Genomic DNA, 18,218 nt, shown 5'->3' on the forward strand with positions numbered 1-18,218 from the left:
ATGAACCTTCATGGAATCCGCGCGATCTACCGCGCAGAAATGGCCCGCACGCGCCGCACGCTGATGCAGAGCATCATCGCGCCGGTAATCTCGACGTCGCTGTATTTCGTCGTGTTCGGCTCCGCGATCGGCTCGCGCATCAGCGACGTGAACGGCATCGGCTACGGGTCGTTCATCGTGCCGGGCCTCGTGATGCTGTCGCTGCTGTCGCAGAGCATCTCGAACGCGTCGTTCGGCATCTACTTCCCGCGCTTCACGGGCACGATCTACGAGATCCTGTCCGCGCCCGTGTCGTACTGGGAGATCGTGATCGCCTACGTGGGCGCGGCCGCGTCGAAGTCGATACTGCTCGGCGTCATCATCCTCGCGACGGCCGGCCTGTTCGTGCCGCTGCACATCCTGCATCCGTTCTGGATGGTGCTGTTCCTCGTGCTGACGGCGGTCACGTTCAGCCTGTTCGGCTTCGTGATCGGCATCTGGGCCGACAGCTTCGAGAAGCTGCAGCTCGTGCCGCTCCTGATCATCACGCCGCTCACGTTCCTCGGCGGCAGCTTCTATTCGGTCGACATGCTGCCGCCCGCATGGCGCGTCATCACGCTGTTCAACCCGATCGTCTACCTGGTCAGCGGCTTCCGCTGGTCGTTCTACGGGCTCGCGGACGTGCATGTGTGGATCAGCCTCGCCGCAACCGGGCTGTTCCTCGTGATCCTGCTCGCGATCGTCGCGTGGATGTTCCGCACCGGATACAAGCTGAAGAACTGACGCATCGCGCGCCGCCCGCCGATGACGCATTTGGGCAAGCAGGCGGCGCTTTTCCTCTGATGCGGCACTTTGTGGTCGCGTCTACTGAATACCGAAGCATCGGGGCCTTGGAGCATGCGCTGCGAGGCCCTTTTTCATTTCAGAGGACGCCAATGCCCGCCGCCACCGCTCCCGCCTCCGCCGCCGCCCGGCTCGAACGCCTGCCGTTCTCCGGCTATCACAAGCGGATCTTCTTCATCATCGCGATCGCGTTCTTCTTCGACTCGGTCGACCTCGGCACGATGACGTTCGTGCTCGGCTCGATCCGCAAGGAGTTCGGGCTGTCGACCGCGGCCGCCGGCCTCGTTGCGAGCGCAAGCTTCTTCGGGATGGTGCTCGGCGCGGCCGTCGCCGGCCTGCTCGCCGACCGCTTCGGCCGCCGGCCGGTGTTCCAGTGGAGCATGGTGCTGTGGGGCGCCGCGTCGTACCTGTGCTCGACCGCGCAGAGCGTCGACGCGCTGATCGTCTACCGCGTGCTGCTCGGGATCGGGATGGGGATGGAATTCCCGGTCGCGCAGACGCTGCTGTCCGAATTCGTGCCGACCGAGAAACGCGGCCGCCTGATCGCGCTGATGGACGGCTTCTGGCCGCTCGGCTTCATCACGGCCGGCGTCGTCGCATACTTTGTGCTGCCGCAGTTCGGCTGGCGCACGGTGTTCGCGCTGCTCGCGATTCCCGCCGTGTTCGTGCTCGTCGTGCGCCGCATCGTGCCCGAATCGCCGCGCTGGCTCGAGCATGCGGGCCGGCACGCGGAAGCCGACACGGTAATGCACGCGATCGAGGCGAAGGTGATGCGCTCGGCCGGCGTCAAGACGCTGCCGCCGCCGTCGCGGCTCGCCGAACCGGTGGCCGCGCGCGGCCGCGGCGCGCTGCGCGAGATCTGGAGCGGCGTGTACCGCCGCCGCACGGTGATGGTGTGGCTGCTGTGGTTCTTCGCGCTGCTCGGCTTCTACGGCCTCACGTCGTGGCTCGGCGCGCTGCTGCAGCAGGCCGGCTTCGAAGTCACGAAATCGGTGTTCTATACGGTGCTGATCTCGCTCGGCGGCGTGCCGGGCTTCCTGTGCGCCGCGTGGCTCGTCGAACGCTGGGGGCGCAAGCCGACCTGCATCGCGTCGCTGATCGGCGGCGGCGCGATGGCGTACGCATACGGCCAAAGCGCGCTGTACGGCGGCAGCATGGCGCTGCTGATCGGCACCGGCCTCGCGATGCAGTTCTTCCTGTTCGGGATGTGGGCCGCGCTATACACGTACACGCCCGAGCTGTACGGCACCGGCGCGCGCGCGACGGGCTCGGGCTTCGCGTCGGCGATCGGGCGCGTCGGCTCGCTGATCGGGCCTTACGTGGTGGGTGTCGTGCTGCCTGTGTTCGGCCAGGGCGGCGTGTTCACGCTCGGCGCGCTGTCGTTCGTCGCGGCCGCGGTCGCGGTGTGGACGCTCGGGATCGAGACGAAGGGGCTCGCGCTGGAGCAGTTGGCAGCCGGCGACGAAGCCGGCGGCAGCGGCCGGTATCCGGCGGCGGCCGCGGACGAAGTGTCCTGATCCGCGAATCGGTTGGTGGTTTTCCTTCAGGCCGGGAAGGCGTTCAGCGCCGTTTCCGGCCGCTGCGTGATCGTCCCGCATTTCGAGGCCGATGGAATGGGCGCGCTGCCCGACTTCCTGGCGGCCAATCCGGCGCTCGTCGCGTATGGCCATCCGATGTGCACATGGGGATTGGCGGACGTGTTCGGCGTGCGTGCGACACCGCTGAAGGACGACACGCCGACGACGATCTCGGGCGTCGATGTCGTGCCGATCTTCACGAAGCACGTACATCAATGGGATGCGCTGGTCGTGTACCTGCCGGCCTGCAAGGCGCTGCTGTCGTCCGACATCCTGATGCGCTTCGGCGACGACGCAACGAACGACCCGCTGCCGGCGATCATCGATTCGATCGAGCGCTCGGACTACCTGCCGTCGCTCGCGCGCATGGCGAGCGCGCTGCGCCGCATCCAGACGCTCGATCTCGACATCATCCTGCCGATGCACGGGCCCGCCATCACGCACGACATCCCGCGCGTGCTGGCCGGTGCGATTGCGTATTGCGAGGCGGCCAGCGCGTAACGCACGCAGGCGGCGACGCAAGCGGAGGTATGACGGATGCCGGTCAGGCGCCGGTGACGACGAACTCTTCGGCCGCCTTGCGCTGGACCGCCGCCATCACCGCCAGCTCGCGCTTGCTGCGCGCGTCGGAGGATACGACGCCCGTCGCGTGCTTCGCCTTCGCGCCCAGCGGGAAAAACACGAACGATGCGCCGTCCGGGGCGGACGGCTCGGCGCGCAAGCGTTTGTTCAGAATCTTCAGGTATTTCTTCTTCGAGACTTCTTTAGCAGCCATGGCACCCTCCGCGTAAACGTGGTGAGGATCAGCATACCAGTTTTGGCGGGGCGCTCCGCGGCAGTGCCCGCCGGTTCGCCCGTCATCGAAAATTCTTCGTGCACGATGTCGATTCGCGCCATTCTCGCGCGTCGTATTGTCGTAACCGATCGTTTTGCCGCCGGCACGACCAGCGGCAACCCCCGATTCCCGTTCAAGGAGATACGACAATGCGCGTCATGGTAATCGTCAAGGCGACCGCCGATTCCGAAGCCGGCAAGATGCCCGACACCGAACTGCTGGCCGCGATGGGCCAGTACAACGAGGAACTCGTGAAGGCCGGCGTGATGCTCGCCGGCGAAGGGCTGCACCCGAGCTCGCGCGGCAAACGCGTGCACTTCGCCGGCAAGGACCGGACGGTGATCGACGGCCCGTTCGCCGAAACCAAGGAACTCATCGCCGGGTTCTGGCTGTGGCAGGTGAACTCGATGGACGAAGCCGTCGAATGGGTCAAGCGCTGCCCGAACCCGATGCCGGGCGAATCGGATATCGAGATCCGCCAGGTGTTTTCGCCTGAGGATTTCGGCGCGGAATTCACGCCCGAGCTGCAGGAGCAGGAAGCGCGCATGCGCGCGGAAATCGACGCCCGGCAGAAATCCTGAGCGGCAGGCGGGAGCGGAGCCAGCGCGCCGCCCGGGCATGGAGCGACGATCCGCTGCTGTTCGTGAAGCCGATTCCCGGCGCGACGCGGCGGCGCTACATCGGGCGGCATGAATTCGACCATCGGCCGCCGGCGGCCGCAATCATGCGAAACCCGTTGCTCACGACGCTTGCCGGCTAGCGCCGCGCCGGGCGAATCGCACCGTCCGGTTGACGTGGCCCTGCCTGGTAACGTATCGTTTTGACACGTTACCAGGCAGGGCCCGTTCGTCATGCATTCCCGTTTCGACCGTTTCCGTACGACCGCGCTCGGCGCGCAACTCGAAGCACTGATCGCACAGCCCGAGCGCTATCCGGAGTTCGCGGCGCTGTCGCGCGTCGGCGTCGCCGCGATCGGCGCGATCCAGCACGAGATCGCGCGCAACTTCCCCGAAATCGAAGCCGATACGACGGCCCGCCAGTTCTGCGGCGCGATGGTCGCGGAAGTCATGCGCCGCCACGGCCACGACGTCGTGCAGGCGCGCGGGCGGCTCGGCGGCTCGCTGTTCAGCTATGGCGCGGTGTTCAGCGCGTATCCGCAAACGCTGCCGTTCGCCGACGTCGTCGCCGAGTTGGCCCGCATGCCCGACCGGCTCGCCGCGTATGCCGCGCACGTGCCGGCCGCGCTGTGGACGCGCCGCCCGGCCGGCACCGGCTTCTCGCTGGTCGAACACGCCTGCCACCTGCGCGACCTCGATGCGGTGTTCGCGGAACGCATCGACGCGGTGCGCACGGTCGAACTGCCGGTGATCGCGTCGGTCGACGGCACCGCACTCGCCGCGCAGCGCGACTATCTCGCGCAGCCGCTCGACCGCGCCGTCGCGGCATTCCGCACCGGCCGCGCCGCGCTGTGCGCAACGGCCGCCGCGCTGGAACCCGCTCAGCTCGCGCGCTGCGGGCTGCGCGACGGCATCCGCCGCATGTCGCTCGACGAGCTCGTGCGAGAACTGCTCGACCACGACCGCACGCACGTGCTCGAACTCGACGAACTGCTCGCCGAACTCGAGTTGCCGCCCCTTCCGTCCGCGCCCGCACAATGACCCTGCCCGCCCCCGTCGTCTTCATTCACGGTTTCATCGGCACGTTCGACGTGCACGGATGGAGCGGCCCGCACCTGGCTCCTGATCTGCTCGGCTACGGCGCGCATCGCGCGGCGCCGTTCGACGCGATCACGCTCGCCGCGCAGGTCGAACATGTCCGGCAAACCATCGACGCGCATTTCGGCCCGCAGCCCGTCGATATCGTGGGCCACTCGGTCGGCGGCGCGATCGCGATGCTGTTCGCGCACGCGCACCCCGAGCGTGTGCGGCGCATCGTCAACGTCGAAGGCAATTTCACGCTCGACGATGCGTTCTGGTCGGCGTCGGTCGGCCGCATGACGCCCGGCGAAGCCGACGCGATGCTCGACCGCCTGCGCGCCGATCCGCTCGACTGGCTGCGTGGCGCGATCGACGATCCGTCGCCGCGCATGCTCGACGACGCACGCCGCTGGCTCGCGCATCAGCCGGCGTCGACGCTGCGCGCGATGGGCCGCTCGGTGGTCGCGACGACAGGCGTTCCGGGCTACCTGCAAGCGCTCGCGCAGGTGTTCGAGCGTCATCCGGTCTGGCTCGTCGCGGGCGAACGTTCGCGCGCGGGCTGGCATGTGCCGGACTGGGCGCTCGCGCGCTGCACCGGCTTCGACACGATCGAACGCTGCGGGCACCTGTTGCCGGCCGAGCGGCCCGACGCGTTTCGCGACGCAGTCGCGCGCATCACGGACGCGCCGCCCGCCTGACAAACCCGTAGGATTGGCCGAAATATGGTTGAAAGGTGCGGTTGCTAGAGTCGTCCGAACAGGGTTTTCCCGGTGCTCCGGCGCCGGACAGGGTCGACACATGCAAGGATCGATGCACCTGGCACGCACCTTCTGGCTGCTTCTGCTGCTCGCCGTCACGAGCCCTGCCTTCGCGTTTCATGCGCGGGTCGTCGCGATCCCGAGCGCAGCGATGAGCGAGACGCTCAGGGCGACCGTCGTGCTGCCCGACGACTACGCACGCGCCAACCGCAACGGCGAACGCTATCCGGTCGTCTATCTGCTGCACGGCTCGGGCGGCGACCATACCGACTGGACGTCGAACACGCATATCGCCGCACTGGCCGACCGTTACCGCGTGATCCTCGTGATGCCCGACGGCGGACACGAAAGCTGGTACATCGACAGCCCGTTCGATTCGGGCAGCCGCTACGAAACCTTCGTCGGCGACGAAGTCGTGTCCTATGTCGACTCGCACTTCCGCACGATCGCAACGCAGCGCGCCCGCGCGATCACCGGGCTCAGCATGGGCGGCTTCGGCGCGCTGCGCATCGCGCTCGACCGGCCCGACACGTTCGGCGCGGTCGGCAGCATCAGCGGCGCGGTCGATCCGCGCTGCTGCGAGGACGAGCCGGGCATCGACCACGTGTTCGGCGATCCCGGACGCCATCCGTCGTTCTGGAACCGCAATGCGATCGTCGAAAGCGCACGCGCGTTCGTGCGCGCGCATCTCGACGTGACGATCGATTGCGGCCGCGACGACGCGTTCGTCGGCTCGAACCGCACGCTGCACGAACGGCTCGTCGCGCTCGGCGTGCCGCACGACTACGCGGAACGGCCCGGCGGCCATACGTGGGATTACTGGGCGAATGCGATCCGCTACCAGATGCAGTTCTTCGCGGCGTCGTTCCAGCATCGCGGCTACGCGTTCCATCCCGCGAACCCTGCGCCGGGCATGACGCGCGCGGGCTGACGCGCGCGCCGCGTCGCCGCGCGGCCCGGTGAACCGGTGGTACGATGCGCCGGCACCGACTACCCGACGCCTTCCATGCCGCGCGACAACTTTGCGGACCTGCTCGCCTTCATCGCCGTCGCGCGCGAGCGCAACTTCACGCGTGCGGCCGCCCAGCTCGGCGTGTCGCAATCCGCGCTCAGCCATACGATCCGCTCGCTCGAAACGCGCCTCGGCGTGCGGCTGCTCACGCGCACGACGCGCAGCGTCGCACCGACCGAAGCCGGCGAGCGGCTGCTGCGCAACCTCGCCCCGCGCTTCGACGAAATCGAGGCCGAGCTGTCGGCGCTCGCGGAACTGCGCGACAAGCCGGCCGGCACCGTGCGCATCAACGCGACCGACTACATGATCCGCACGCTGCTGTGGCCGAAGCTCGCGCCGGTGCTGCGCGACTACCGCGACCTGAAGGTCGAGTTCGTGACCGACTACGGGCTGTCCGACATCGTCGCAGAGCGCTTCGACATCGGCGTCCGGCTTGGCGACCAGGTCGCGAAGGACATGATCGCCGTGCGCATCTCGCCCGACCTGAAAATGGCGATCGTCGGCGCGCCCGCGTATTTCGCGGAACGCGAACGCCCTGCGTCGCCGCAGGATCTCGTCGCGCACGACCGCATCAACCTGCGCCTGCCGACACATGGCGCGCTGTACGCGTGGGAGCTTGCGCGCGGCGATGACACGCTGCAGGTGCGCGTCGACGGGCAGGTCACGTTCAACGGTACATACGAAATGCTTGACGCGGCGCTCTCCGGCTACGGGCTCGCATATCTGCCCGCCGAACTCGCGGCGCCGCATGTCGCCGCCGGCCGCCTCGACAGCGTGCTCGACGACTGGTGCCCGACGTTCCCCGGCCATCATCTGTATTACGCGAGCCGGCGGCAATCGTCGCGCGCGCTCGCGGTGATCGTCGATGCGCTGCGCTACCGTGCATGAGCTGCGCAGGCGTCGGCCACGAGCCGCGATTCATGAATCAGCTCGATAAGTGCATGCGAATTATCGGGGATTATCGATAGGCGCATCCGTCGCTACCATCGTCGGTGTCCCCAACGTCTCCCGGAGCCCTCGATGTCCGAACCGACTTCCGCCGCGCACAAAGCGTTCGGCGCCATCGCGCCCGCCCTCGCCGACTACACCGACAACGTGCTGTTCGGCGACGTCTGGCAGCGCGCCGGCCTGTCGCCGCGCGATCGCAGCCTCGTGACGGTCGCAAGCCTCGTGTCGCTGTATCGCGTAAACGAGCTGCCGTTCCATCTGAAGAAGGCGCTCGACAACGGCCTCACGCGCGACGAGCTGATCGAAGCGATCACGCACCTCGCGTTCTACTCGGGCTGGCCGACCGCGAGCTCGGCGCTGCCGATCGCGCAGCGCGTGTTCGACCAAGCCGGCGCATAGGCACGACGCCCCTTCCTTCAACCGGCGGGCCCGCGCCCGCATGGAGCCCCCCATGGATTACCGCTATCTCGGACGCAGCGCGCTCAAGGTGTCGCCGCTGTGTCTCGGCGCAATGATGTTCGGCGGCGAGACCGACGAAGCGACGTCGGCACGCATCATCGACAAGGCGTTCGACCAGGGCGTCAATTTCATCGATACGGCCGACGTCTATCACGCCGGCCGTTCGGAAGAAATCGTCGGCCGAGCAATCGCGCCGCGTCGCGACAGCTGGGTCGTCGCGACGAAGTTCGGCTATCCGGCCGGACCGGACGCGGGGCCGAACCGGCAGGGCCAGTCGCGCAAATGGATCTTCGAATCGGTCGACGCGAGCCTGAAGCGGCTCGGCACCGATTACATCGATATCCTCTATTTCCATCGTGCGCTGACCGACGCGCCGCTCGACGAAGGCATGCGCGCGCTGGCCGACCTGATCCGGCAAGGCAAGGTGCGCTACTTCGGGCTGTCGAACTTCAAGGGCTGGCGCATCGCCGAGATCGTGCGCCTCGCGGATCAGCTAGGCATCGATCGTCCGGTCGCGAGCGAACCGCTGTACAACCTCGTCGATCGCACGGCCGAAGTCGAACAGCTTCCGGCCGCCGCGCATTACGGGATCGGCGTCGTGCCGTATAGCCCGCTCGCGCGCGGCGTGCTGACCGGCAAATACGCGGTCGATGCGCAGCCGCCCGCCGATTCGCGTGCAGGCCGCGGCGACCGGCGTATCCAGCAGACGGAATGGCGGCCCGAATCGTTGCGCATCGCGCAGCAGGTGGCCGCGCATGCGGCCGCGCGCGGCACGACGTCGGTCGCGTTCGCGCTCGCGTGGGTCATGAAGAACCGCATCGTCAGCTCGACGATCGCGGGGCCGCGCACCGAAGCGCACTGGGACAGCTACATCGATGCACTGACGCTCGAGCTCGGCCCCGACGACGAACGGTTCGTCGATTCGCTCGTGCCGCCCGGCCACGCGTCGACGCACGGCTACACCGATCCCGGTTATCCGGTCGAAGGCCGCAAGGTCTGAAGTCGGGAAGGAATGAACGGCTGACATGCCGGGCGGCACGCCCGGCAAGATGACGAAAGCGCGTCGCTCGACGCGCAGAAAAATGGCAGCGGCGGAATCAGTTGCCGCGCGCCGCGTCGGCACTCACCACGCGATCGAAGACTTCCTGCGCACGCGCCAACTCGTCGAGCGCGCGATCGAGGCGCGACATCGCGCGTGCGTATTCGGCCGACGAGACGTCATCGTCGCTTTCGCCGCGCACGGCGCGAAAGGCCTGATCGACGTTGCGCGTCGCTTCGACGAAGCGTTGCGCGGCCCGGGCTTCCCGCGAACAGATATGGGTCGACATCGACACCTCTCCCTCAGGATTGCAGTGTGAAGCAAGCCGACGCTCAGTGTGCGTGGTACGCATGTCGGCGGCGTGAACCACGACCCATCGATCGTCGACGCATCGGCCGCCGCGCAGCGCGCTTCGTGCCGATTGTCCCCCTGCGCTCGCCGATCCGCTACGGCGAGATTGCAACAAATTCTTGCGCAATCTTCTCCGCGCTTGTCGTCACGCGCGCCCGATACGCGGATGCGCGAGGCCACCGAACGCAGCAGCCTCGCCCGGCGACAGGTCGAACAGATCGCCGGTGAGATCGCGCGGATGCTCGACCGCCGGCCGGCTGCGCAATCGCGCCGCATGCGCGGGTGCGACGTAAGCGGCCGCGGTTTCGATCGGCGGTACGTCGAACAGGTCGCGCGTGACGCCGCGCACGGCATCCGTCGGCGAACGGCCGCGCAAGCGCGCAACCAGCTCGACGAAGCGATCGAAATCACCTGCGCGCGTCGCCTTGTTCACTTCCGCGAGATCGCGCGCCTTCAGCACGCACGGCTGCGCGAGCCGCACGAAATACGGCGCTTCGAGCTCGACCGACAGCGCGAGCGGATAGCTCTTGCCCGTCTGCTCCTTCGCACGCCCGACGCAATCGACCACGGCCGCGCCCTGTGCGGCGCCGAGCGGCTTGCCGGTGCTCACGCTGCGCAAGTGATCGGGAAACACGCGCAACTGCGTGCCGACCGTCAGCGCGGTGGACGACGCGCACACGAGCGCGTAGTGCTGTTCGCGGCGACGGCCCGACGGCAGCGTCGAGCGGCTCGCGATGAACGTGTGCGGCGGAAGCGGCCGCACCTGACCGCTCGCATCGATCCATGCATTCCACAGCAGCGCATCCTTGCGCTCGCCCGCACGCGGGCGCGACGCGACCGGCGAAAACAGCGCGAGCAGCGAGCCGGTGCGATGCGCGGCGACTTGCGCGCTGCTGCCGAGCGGCTGGTTGATGCCCCACAGAAAACGCCCGCCCCCGAGCCGGCGCTCCCATTCCTTGCGGAGCACGACGGTCGGCAGTTCCTCACCGGACTCGGTACCGATCTTGGTCCAGCAGAACGTGGGTGGGAGGTGTTTCAGCGTCATCAACTTTCTCGGGATACAGCCTCGCTGGTGACAGGAAGCCCATTCAACAGCCGTAACTGTATAGGTATAATGCATCGCATGGAAGCCCCGGACCAAGATTTTCCCGTTCAAGACCTGTTGCGCCGCCTGATGGCAGATACTCGCTCGTCCAGCGAAATTGCGCGACTTTCCGGGGTCAGCCAGCCAACCGTGTCGCGCCTGAGGCTGTCGAACGGGCATCGACTGCGCCGCAGCGCGCCATTCAATAAACTATGCAGTTTCTATGGCGTCGATACCGGGCCGTCGCGCCGCCGCTATAACGACCTGCTGCGCGACGCGATCGTCGACGCATGGGACGGCTCCGACGAGCACGGGCGCGCACTGCTGGTCGTGATTCAGGGGTTGAAGGATCTGCAGGCGAAGGCCGACGATGGGTGATGTCGCAGTTCGATTTCGTTCGCTTTGCCAGGTGGCTTGAAGTCGGCCGGGAGCGACGCCCGCGCGGCGCGACAGCACGTGGGCGGTGACGATCGATCTCGTCGCCGCTCGTGTCGTATCTGGAAGGGGAACACCCGTTCGTTGCCGGCGAGCGCGCGATAGCATGCGTCAGCGCCCGTTCACTTCGGTGCCGGATTTCGCTGGCTGCGGGAAGGCGTTTCTTGCGCTACTGGCGCGACGGTTGCCGCGCGGACGCGGGATCGGTGACGAAGCCGTCGTCGCCGTATCCCGTCAGCAGTCGCACGCCGCCCCGCATTGCGCGAGCGAATTCTCCTTGCTGCGAAACACCAGCGGCTGCTCGTCGCGCGGCGCCGGTCGTCGCGCGAATTGCACCGCCTGCTCGATCTGGCCGTGATGCGCGGACTTCGCGCACACCGGATCGGCCTCCTTCGGATCGCCGGCCAGCAGGTACGCCTGACACCGGCAGCCGCCGTGATCCGTATGCCGCTCGTCACACGTGCGGCACGGCTCGCGCATCCAGTCATCGCCGCGAAACGCGTTGAACGCGTCGCTGTCGTACCAGATTTCCTTCAGCGACCGGTCGCGCACGTTCGGCAGCGCAAGCCCCGGCAGCGAGCGCGCGGCGTGGCACGGCAGCGCGGTACCGTCAGGCGCGACACCGAGGAACACCGAGCCCCAACCGTTCATGCACGCCTTCGGGCGCTCCTCGAAATAGTCGGGCACGACGAACAGGATCCGGCAGCGCTCGCCGACCAGCTTGCGATAGCGGTTCACCGTGTCCTCGGCTTCGCGCACCTGCTCGACGGTCGGCATGAGCTGGTCGCGGTTCAACATCGCCCAGCCGTAGTACTGCGTGTTCGCGAGCTCCAGGTAATCGGCGCCGAGATCGAGCGCCATCTCGATGATCTGCCCCACGTGCGGCAGGTTGTAGCGGTGCAGCACGCAGTTGAGCACCATCGGGTAGCCGTGCGCCTTGATCAGCCGCGCGACGTCGCGCTTCAGCTCGAACGTGCGCGTGCTGGTCAGAAAATCGTTCAGCTCGCGCTTCGAATCCTGCAGGGACAACTGGATGTGGTCGAGCCCGGCCGCCTTGAGCCGCTCGATACGCGCGACGTTCAGCCCGATGCCCGACGTGATCAGGTTCGTGTAGAAGCCGAGCCCGCGCGCATGCGCGACGAGCGTCTCGAGGTCGCCGCGCTGCAGCGGCTCGCCGCCCGAGAAGCCGATCTGCGCGGCGCCGAGCGCGCGCGCGTCGCTTATCACCGCGCGCCACGCATCGGTGTCGAGCTCGGCGCCGTGCGTCGCGAAGTCGACGGGGTTGTAGCAGAACGCGCAATGCAGCGGGCAGCGGTACGTGAGTTCCGCGAGCAGCCACAACGGTGCGGACGGACGGGAAGTGTCGGGCGCCATGTCAGTCGAGCCAGCCGCGCAGCCGCGCGTGATCGAGGAAGCGGTATACGTCGGAAGCAAGGTCCGACGTGCTGAACAGGCACTCGAGTTCGCCGATGATGTCGTCGAGCTCGCGCGTGCCGTCGCAGCGCACGAGAATCTCGGCCGCGCTCGGGTTGAGCTTGACCATTCCTTCCGGATAGAGGAGCACGTAGGCATCCTGGGCCACCTCCCACTGCAGGCGGTACATGCCCCTCAGGCAGGGGCGCAGCGGCACGCCGCTGGCGGCATCGATCGCGTTCATACGGGGTAGGCCTTTTCGACGGCGTCGAGCATCGACCACAGAATGTCGAGCTTGAATTGCAGAATGCCGAGCGCGCGCTGCTGCGCATCCGGCGTCGTGAAATGCTGCAGCGTGACCGCAAGCCCGTGCTCGACGTCGCGCTGCGCGAGCGGCACGCGGCTGCGGAAGTAATGCAGCCCGTCCGGCTCGATCCACGGGTAGTGCGACGGCCAGCCCGCGAGCCGGTCGAGATGGATCTGCGGCGCGAACATCTCCGTCAGCGACGAGCACACGGCTTCCTGCCATGGCGCGCGCCGCGCGAAATTCACATACGCGTCGACCGCGAAACGCACGCCGGGCAGCACGTGTTCGAGCGACCACAGCTCGGCACGATCGAGACCGCACGCCTCGCCGAGCCGCACCCACGCCTCGATCCCGCCTTCGTTGTCGCCCTGCCCGTCGTGATCGATCAGCCGCTGGATCCACCGGCGCCGCGTATCGCGATCGGGGCAGTTCGACAGGATCGCCGCATCCTTGAGCGGGATGTTGATCTGGTAGTAGAAGCGATTCGCAACCCAGCCGCGGATCTGCGCGGGCGAACACGCGCCGCTGTTGAGCCGCCGGTTGAACGGGTGATGGATGTGATAGCGCGATTCGAGCGCGCGCAGGCGCGCCTCGAATTCGGTCGCGGTCCAGGGCGTTGCGTGCAACGCCGTAGCGGGGATCGGTGCGTTCATGGTCAGACCTGGAATTGCATGCCGTCGTGCGCGACGTCGATGCCATGCGCGCGCAGGTGCGCGTGCTCGACGGAATGCGGGTCGAGAATCGGGTTCGTGTTGTTGATGTGCGTGAGCACCTTGCGCGTGCGCGCGGGCAGCATGTCGAGCCAGTCGATCATGCCGGGCTGCCCGTGTTCCGCGCACTGCGCGAGATGCCCCATGTCGGCCGCGTGCTTGCTCGACAGGCCGAGGTCGATCATCTCGGTGCCGGTCCAGAACGTGCCGTCCACCAGCACGAGGTCGGCGCCGTGCATCGCCGCGCGCACGTCGTCGGAAACGGCCGCGAGCCCCGGTGCATAGAACGCGCGCCGGCCGCTCGCGACATCTTCGATCGACAGTGCGATGTTGTCACCGGGTACGGCAGATGCACGTCGCGGCGAATAAGGGGGCGCCTTGCTGTCGACGGGAATCGCGGTGAAGCGAATCCCGCGCGCCGCCGGCACCGTGAACGGCTCGCCGAGCGCGATCGTGTGCGCATCGACGCCGCAGTAGTGGCCGAGCAGCGGCACGAGCGGCAGCCCGGTCGACAGGTCGTCGAGCACCGGCGCGCTCGCGTAGAGCGGCAGCGGCGTCGAACGCTCGCGCAGCATCAGCAGGCCGGTCACGTGATCGATCTGCGCGTCGCACAGCACGACGGCGGCAATGCCGCTGTCGCGGATCGCGCGCGCCGGCTGCAGATCCGGATTCGCGCGCAACTGGGAAAGAATGTCGGGCGACGCGTTGACGAGGATCCAGTCGATGCCGTCCGCGCTGACCGCGAGCGACGACTGCGTGCGCGGCAGCACATGGCCGCTTCCGCTGCGCGCGCGGCGACAGTTCGCGCAATTGCAGTTCCACTGCGGCAGGCCGCCGCCGGCTCCCGAGCCGAGTATCTTGATCTTCATGGGCGTCAGCTCCCGAGGCCGTCCGCGCCGCGCATCGCGGCACGGACGGCGCATCGCGACGATCAGCGGTTGGCGATGTACATCGTGATTTCGAAGCCGAAGCGCAGGTCGGTGTAAGACGGGGTCGTCCACTGCATGATGTGTCTCCTGGTTGAGTTGGTGAGTCGCGTCGGTGAGTCCGACAACCGCGGCAATCTGGCGGTCGGTTCCTCTTCAGCAAGGAGCGTGCCGAAGCCGCACTTTGCCTGCGCGACGGCGGCGCATGGCCGTCGCGCAGGCATCGGGACGAAATCCTTACGATTAGCCGACACGATTCGCGCGGACGCGATTCACCGCCCCGGCGGCACGATGCGCGGGGGCGGTGACAGGTGTTGAATCGTTGAACACCGGTGTTGCAACGGGTGTTGCAACTTGACACACCGGCAGTGACGGATCGCGCGCAGTGCGTCGGCCGCGCGATCGCGATCGCGCGGCCGGCGCGTCAGCTTTCGTCGGACGGTTGGCGCTCCGCGTCGGCCGCAGGCATCTTCCGGTAGATCGTGTTGCGCGACACGCCGAGCGCGCGCGCCGCGGCCGACACGTTGCCGCCGTGACGGGCCAGCGCGGCGGCGATCGCGGACGCGGCGACGTCCTGCAAACGCGCGTCTGCGGGCGGGAATGCCTCCGCGGCGAGCGCGGCGGCCGGCTCGGGCGCGCCCTGCTCGGCCGGCGCATCGCCGCGGCGCAGGTCGTCGAAGAAATCGTCCGGCAGGTGCTCGCGCCGGATTTCGCCATCGTCGTCGACCATCGCCGCCGCCGTGCGCAGCAGGTTGCCGAGCTGGCGGAAGTTGCCGGGCCACGTGCAGCGCACGAACAGCGCCATCACTTCCGGCGCGACGGAGAGCGGCGGCCGGTCGGTGCCCGCGAATGCTTCCCGTTGCAGCATCTTCTGCACGACGACCGCGAGATCGGTGCGGTCGCGCAGCGGCGGCAGGCGCACCACGAGGCCGTTCAGCCGGTAGTAGAGATCCTCGCGGAAGCGGTTCTGCGCAATCATGTCGCGCAGGTCGCGGTGCGTCGCGCAGATGATCGAGATGTCCACGGCGATCGTCTTCGTCGACCCGAGCGGGTTGACGAGGCGCTCCTGCAGCACGCGCAGCAGCCGCACCTGCAGCGGATACGGCATGTCGCCGATTTCGTCGAGGAACAGTGTGCCGCCGTTCGCCTGCAGCAGCTTGCCGATCGCCCCCTTGCGGCGCGCGCCGGTGAATGCGCCCTCCTCATAGCCGAACAGCTCGGATTCGATCAGCGTCTCCGGAATCGACGCGCAGTTGACCGCGACGAACGGCCCGTCGCGACGCGGCGAGTCGTTGTGGATCGCCTGCGCGAGCAGTTCCTTGCCGGTGCCGGTCTCTCCGGTGATCAGGATCGGAATGTCCTTGCCGATCACCTTGCGCACCTTCGCGATCACGCACGCGACCTGCGGATCGCCGGTGTCGAGATAGTTGAGCCGCGACAGGCCCGCCGACGTGCCCGCCGCCGGCGCCGGTACCGCGTTCGCACGCGCGGCCGGCGCGCCCGCGCCGTGGACGTCCGTCGGCCGGCTGCCTTCCGCGAGCGTCGCACGCCGGAAGTGCACGCGCGCGCAGACCACCGCGCCGGTGCCGAGGTTCAGCATCAGGTGCCGGTCGGTACTCGCGCGCATGCGGTCGATCAGCTGCGCGCTCGTGATGTCGAACAGCGACGACAGCGTGTGCGCGCGCAGCACCGCGAGCGGCATGCCGAGCTGGAACTGCGCGCTGCGATTGGCCGACAGGAAGCGGCCGTCGGCGGTGAACGCGACGATCCCCTCCATCAGCGTGCCGAGGAACTCGGGACGGCCATGGAACGACACCTGCAGCGTTTCCTGAAAGGTCGTCGTAAACAGGTGATTCTCGATCATCTGCACCGACATCTTCGCGAGCGCCATCGTGTGCTGGTGATAGCTGCGGTGGTCGCCCGTCACGTCGAGCACGCCGATCGCGTCGCCGTACGGGTCGAGGATCGGCACGCTCGAACAGGTCAGGAAGCGGTTCGCGGCCAGGAAGTGCTGGTCGCCGTGGACGACCATCGGGCACAGCTCGGCGAGCGCCGTGCCGATCGCGTTGGTGCCCTGCCGGCTCTCCGCCCAGTTCGCGCCCGGGCGCAGCGCGACCTTCTCCGCGCGGCGCAGGAAATCGTCGTCGCCGATCGAATGCAGGATCAGGCCTTCCGCGTCGGTCAGCACGATCATGCTCTGCGTGTTGACGATCTGCTCGTGCAGCGTCTCCATCACCGGCATCGCGTGCACGCACAGCACGCGGCTCTGCTCGCGCTTCAGCACCAGCGCCGCGCTCGACAGCACGTCGTAGTCGGGGCGTGCCGATACCTGCAGGCCGAACGTCTCGGACCGCTCATGGGCTTTCTGGATCGACGGCGCGGGCCAGCCGGCGGGATGCGCGGCCCGAGTCCCGGCCGCCTGATCTACGTCATCGCGCATTGTCTCCTCCGGGGATCCTTCCGGTCATCTGCCGGACTCTTTGCCGTCATAACAAGCAAGCATCGGGCCACGCGAGTGGCGCGGCGCGGACGGGCCGTCCGATGCCGGTCATGCGTCGCAAATCGAAAGCAAGATGCAAGGAAACGATCGGTCGAGATCGTGCCGCCGGACAGTTCGGCCTTCGTCTTCGTAATATCGCGATTGCCCGGCTCGCGGCTACCCGTGCGAACCCAGGTCTTCGCGCCTGGCGCGGTTCTGGCTTTGCCTCAGGTCAAGCACAGCGGTTGCCCGGACGCACACGCGACCGAGTGACAGTTGTCCCCAATTCCGCCCGAGCCACGTCGACATGACGCCTACCCCGATTCGACTCACGCCGTCGCCCGCTATGCCGGTCTTGCCTGCCGGGCCTCGCGCACCTGTATCACCCGCCATGCCCACCGCCCCCGTTCACCGGCGCCTGCACCGCGACGCACAGTCGATCGCGTTCACGGTGGCCGGCGCCGCGCACGGCCACCCGGTCGTCGTGCTGCACGGCGGGCCCGGCAGCGGCAGTCAGGCCGGCATCCTGCGCCTGTTCGACCTGGCGCGCACACGCGTCGTGCTCGTCGACCAGCGCGGCGCGGGCGCGTCGTCGCCGCGCGGCGGCACGCGTCACAACAGCACCGCGCGGCTGATCGACGATTTGGAGGCCGTACGCGAGCAGCTCGGCATCGCGCGCTGGGGCGTCGTCGGCGGATCGTGGGGCGCCGCGCTTGCGCTCGCATATGCGGGCACGCATCCCGCGCGGGTGACCGGCGTCGTGCTGCGCGGCCTGTTCCTGACGTCGCCCCGCGAAGTCCGCCGCCTGTTCACGACGTCCCGCACGCGTGCCCCCCGCGAATGGCAGCGCCTGTGTGCGACGGCCGGCTGCGCCCAACCGGATCGTCTGCTGTCATGCTGCGCGCGGCGGCTGCACCCCGGCGCGGGCCCGGCCCGGCAGCGCGCGGTGGCGCTCGCGTGGCGCGCATACGAAAACGCCGTCCTCGCGTCGTCGCAGACACGCCGCTCGCCCGCGCATGCGATCCGCTCGCACAAGACTGTCAGCCGGCTGATCGACAAGTACCGGATCCAGGCGCATTACCTGCAACGCGATTGCTGGCTCGGCGAACGCCGCGTGCTCGCACTCGCGCGGCGGGCGGCTGGCGAAGGCGTGCCGCTGTTCGCCGCGCACGGGATGCACGATCCCGTTTGCCCGGTCGACAACGCCGCCCGTCTCGCTCGTGCCGCGCCCGGAGCCAAAATCGAACGCGTGCCTGCCGGACATCTGGCGAGCGACCCGGCATTGGCGCGCAGCGTCGCCCGCGCGGTGCATGCGATGTTCGCGGCGGCGCCGTTCACGTGACGGCGCATGTCGGGCACGGCCCGG

At 68.1% G+C, this 18,218-nt stretch carries 21 protein-coding genes; 12 read left to right on the plus strand and 9 right to left on the minus strand.

The features are described from left to right. The 3 genes from DM992_RS23260 (at position 1) to DM992_RS23270 (ending at position 2,900) form a co-directional block, all read left to right on the plus strand. A complete protein-coding gene (locus tag DM992_RS23260) occupies positions 1 to 762 on the plus strand; it encodes an ABC transporter permease (protein ID WP_021160316.1) in 762 nt (253 codons plus the stop codon). Positions 763 to 914: 152 nt separating this feature from the next. After that, the gene (locus tag DM992_RS23265) at positions 915 to 2,339 is read left to right on the plus strand and encodes an MFS transporter (protein WP_111018821.1); all 1,425 of its coding nucleotides are present in this window, start codon (positions 915 to 917) and stop codon (positions 2,337 to 2,339) included. A gap of 15 nt (positions 2,340 to 2,354) precedes the next feature. Next, positions 2,355 to 2,900, plus strand: coding sequence for an MBL fold metallo-hydrolase (locus DM992_RS23270; RefSeq protein WP_239511430.1), 546 nt, complete (start codon positions 2,355 to 2,357; stop codon positions 2,898 to 2,900). Positions 2,901 to 2,943: 43 nt separating this feature from the next. Here DM992_RS23270 and DM992_RS23275 read toward each other — a convergent pair whose 3' ends face one another. Further along, positions 2,944 to 3,174, minus strand: coding sequence for a hypothetical protein (locus DM992_RS23275; RefSeq protein ID WP_072442027.1), 231 nt, complete (start codon positions 3,172 to 3,174; stop codon positions 2,944 to 2,946). Positions 3,175 to 3,383: 209 nt separating this feature from the next. On the opposite strand from DM992_RS23275, the gene DM992_RS23280 reads away from it, so the two are divergent. The 7 genes from DM992_RS23280 (at position 3,384) to DM992_RS23310 (ending at position 9,108) form a co-directional block, all read left to right on the plus strand. Then, the gene (locus tag DM992_RS23280; RefSeq protein ID WP_111018822.1) at positions 3,384 to 3,815 is read left to right on the plus strand and encodes a YciI family protein; all 432 of its coding nucleotides are present in this window, start codon (positions 3,384 to 3,386) and stop codon (positions 3,813 to 3,815) included. A gap of 270 nt (positions 3,816 to 4,085) precedes the next feature. Further along, the gene (locus tag DM992_RS23285; protein WP_111018823.1) at positions 4,086 to 4,892 is read left to right on the plus strand and encodes a DinB family protein; all 807 of its coding nucleotides are present in this window, start codon (positions 4,086 to 4,088) and stop codon (positions 4,890 to 4,892) included. Further along, the gene (locus DM992_RS23290) at positions 4,889 to 5,629 is read left to right on the plus strand and encodes an alpha/beta hydrolase (RefSeq protein WP_111018824.1); all 741 of its coding nucleotides are present in this window, start codon (positions 4,889 to 4,891) and stop codon (positions 5,627 to 5,629) included. The genes DM992_RS23285 and DM992_RS23290 overlap by 4 nt, the downstream gene beginning before the upstream one ends. Before the next feature lie 112 nt (positions 5,630 to 5,741). After that, positions 5,742 to 6,620: an alpha/beta hydrolase family protein gene (locus tag DM992_RS23295; protein WP_204356179.1), complete on the plus strand. Its 879-nt coding sequence runs from the start codon at positions 5,742 to 5,744 to the stop codon at positions 6,618 to 6,620. A gap of 75 nt (positions 6,621 to 6,695) precedes the next feature. Next, positions 6,696 to 7,589 (plus strand): LysR family transcriptional regulator, encoded by an 894-nt coding sequence (locus DM992_RS23300; protein ID WP_111018826.1) that lies wholly within the window; start codon positions 6,696 to 6,698, stop codon positions 7,587 to 7,589. A 132-nt stretch (positions 7,590 to 7,721) separates the two neighbouring features. Beyond that, positions 7,722 to 8,048 (plus strand): carboxymuconolactone decarboxylase family protein, encoded by a 327-nt coding sequence (locus DM992_RS23305; protein WP_111018827.1) that lies wholly within the window; start codon positions 7,722 to 7,724, stop codon positions 8,046 to 8,048. Positions 8,049 to 8,100: 52 nt separating this feature from the next. After that, positions 8,101 to 9,108 carry an aldo/keto reductase gene (locus DM992_RS23310; protein WP_111018828.1) on the plus strand — a complete coding sequence of 336 codons (1,008 nt, stop codon included), beginning with the start codon at positions 8,101 to 8,103 and terminating at the stop codon, positions 9,106 to 9,108. Positions 9,109 to 9,205: 97 nt separating this feature from the next. Here the strand turns inward: DM992_RS23310 and DM992_RS23315 are convergent, their stop codons facing one another. Both DM992_RS23315 and DM992_RS23320 read right to left on the minus strand, forming a co-directional pair. Beyond that, complete coding sequence (locus DM992_RS23315; protein ID WP_111018829.1) at positions 9,206 to 9,436, minus strand: hypothetical protein; 231 nt, start codon at positions 9,434 to 9,436, stop codon at positions 9,206 to 9,208. 207 nt (positions 9,437 to 9,643) lie between these two features. After that, positions 9,644 to 10,543, minus strand: a complete 900-nt coding sequence (locus DM992_RS23320) for a hypothetical protein (RefSeq protein WP_111018830.1) — start codon at positions 10,541 to 10,543, stop codon at positions 9,644 to 9,646. 78 nt (positions 10,544 to 10,621) lie between these two features. Here DM992_RS23320 and DM992_RS23325 point away from each other — a divergent pair, with 78 nt between their 5' ends. Further along, positions 10,622 to 10,960 carry a helix-turn-helix transcriptional regulator gene (locus tag DM992_RS23325; RefSeq protein ID WP_034180783.1) on the plus strand — a complete coding sequence of 113 codons (339 nt, stop codon included), beginning with the start codon at positions 10,622 to 10,624 and terminating at the stop codon, positions 10,958 to 10,960. Between the two features lie 291 nt (positions 10,961 to 11,251). Here DM992_RS23325 and pqqE read toward each other — a convergent pair whose 3' ends face one another. The 6 genes from pqqE to DM992_RS23360 form a co-directional block, all read right to left on the minus strand. Further along, the gene (pqqE, locus tag DM992_RS23330; protein WP_111018831.1) at positions 11,252 to 12,391 is read right to left on the minus strand and encodes a pyrroloquinoline quinone biosynthesis protein PqqE; all 1,140 of its coding nucleotides are present in this window, start codon (positions 12,389 to 12,391) and stop codon (positions 11,252 to 11,254) included. 1 nt (position 12,392) lies between these two features. After that, positions 12,393 to 12,674 carry a pyrroloquinoline quinone biosynthesis peptide chaperone PqqD gene (pqqD, locus tag DM992_RS23335; protein ID WP_034180785.1) on the minus strand — a complete coding sequence of 94 codons (282 nt, stop codon included), beginning with the start codon at positions 12,672 to 12,674 and terminating at the stop codon, positions 12,393 to 12,395. Then, on the minus strand, positions 12,671 to 13,390 hold the full coding sequence (pqqC, locus tag DM992_RS23340) for a pyrroloquinoline-quinone synthase PqqC (RefSeq protein WP_034180786.1): 720 nt from the start codon (positions 13,388 to 13,390) through the stop codon (positions 12,671 to 12,673). The genes pqqD and pqqC overlap by 4 nt, the downstream gene beginning before the upstream one ends. A 2-nt stretch (positions 13,391 to 13,392) precedes the next feature. Further along, the gene (gene pqqB, locus DM992_RS23345) at positions 13,393 to 14,316 is read right to left on the minus strand and encodes a pyrroloquinoline quinone biosynthesis protein PqqB (protein WP_111018832.1); all 924 of its coding nucleotides are present in this window, start codon (positions 14,314 to 14,316) and stop codon (positions 13,393 to 13,395) included. 62 nt (positions 14,317 to 14,378) lie between these two features. After that, complete coding sequence (gene pqqA / locus DM992_RS23350; protein ID WP_006485436.1) at positions 14,379 to 14,453, minus strand: pyrroloquinoline quinone precursor peptide PqqA; 75 nt, start codon at positions 14,451 to 14,453, stop codon at positions 14,379 to 14,381. Between the two features lie 344 nt (positions 14,454 to 14,797). Further along, positions 14,798 to 16,813 (minus strand): sigma-54-dependent Fis family transcriptional regulator, encoded by a 2,016-nt coding sequence (locus DM992_RS23360; protein WP_111018834.1) that lies wholly within the window; start codon positions 16,811 to 16,813, stop codon positions 14,798 to 14,800. A 430-nt stretch (positions 16,814 to 17,243) separates the two neighbouring features. Here DM992_RS23360 and DM992_RS23365 point away from each other — a divergent pair, with 430 nt between their 5' ends. Further along, complete coding sequence (locus tag DM992_RS23365) at positions 17,244 to 18,194, plus strand: alpha/beta fold hydrolase (RefSeq protein ID WP_239511432.1); 951 nt, start codon at positions 17,244 to 17,246, stop codon at positions 18,192 to 18,194. The last annotated feature ends 24 nt before the right edge of the window (positions 18,195 to 18,218 follow it).

The sequence above is a fragment of the Burkholderia sp. JP2-270 genome, assembly GCF_003233675.1.
Lineage (GTDB): Bacteria > Pseudomonadota > Gammaproteobacteria > Burkholderiales > Burkholderiaceae > Burkholderia > Burkholderia pyrrocinia_C.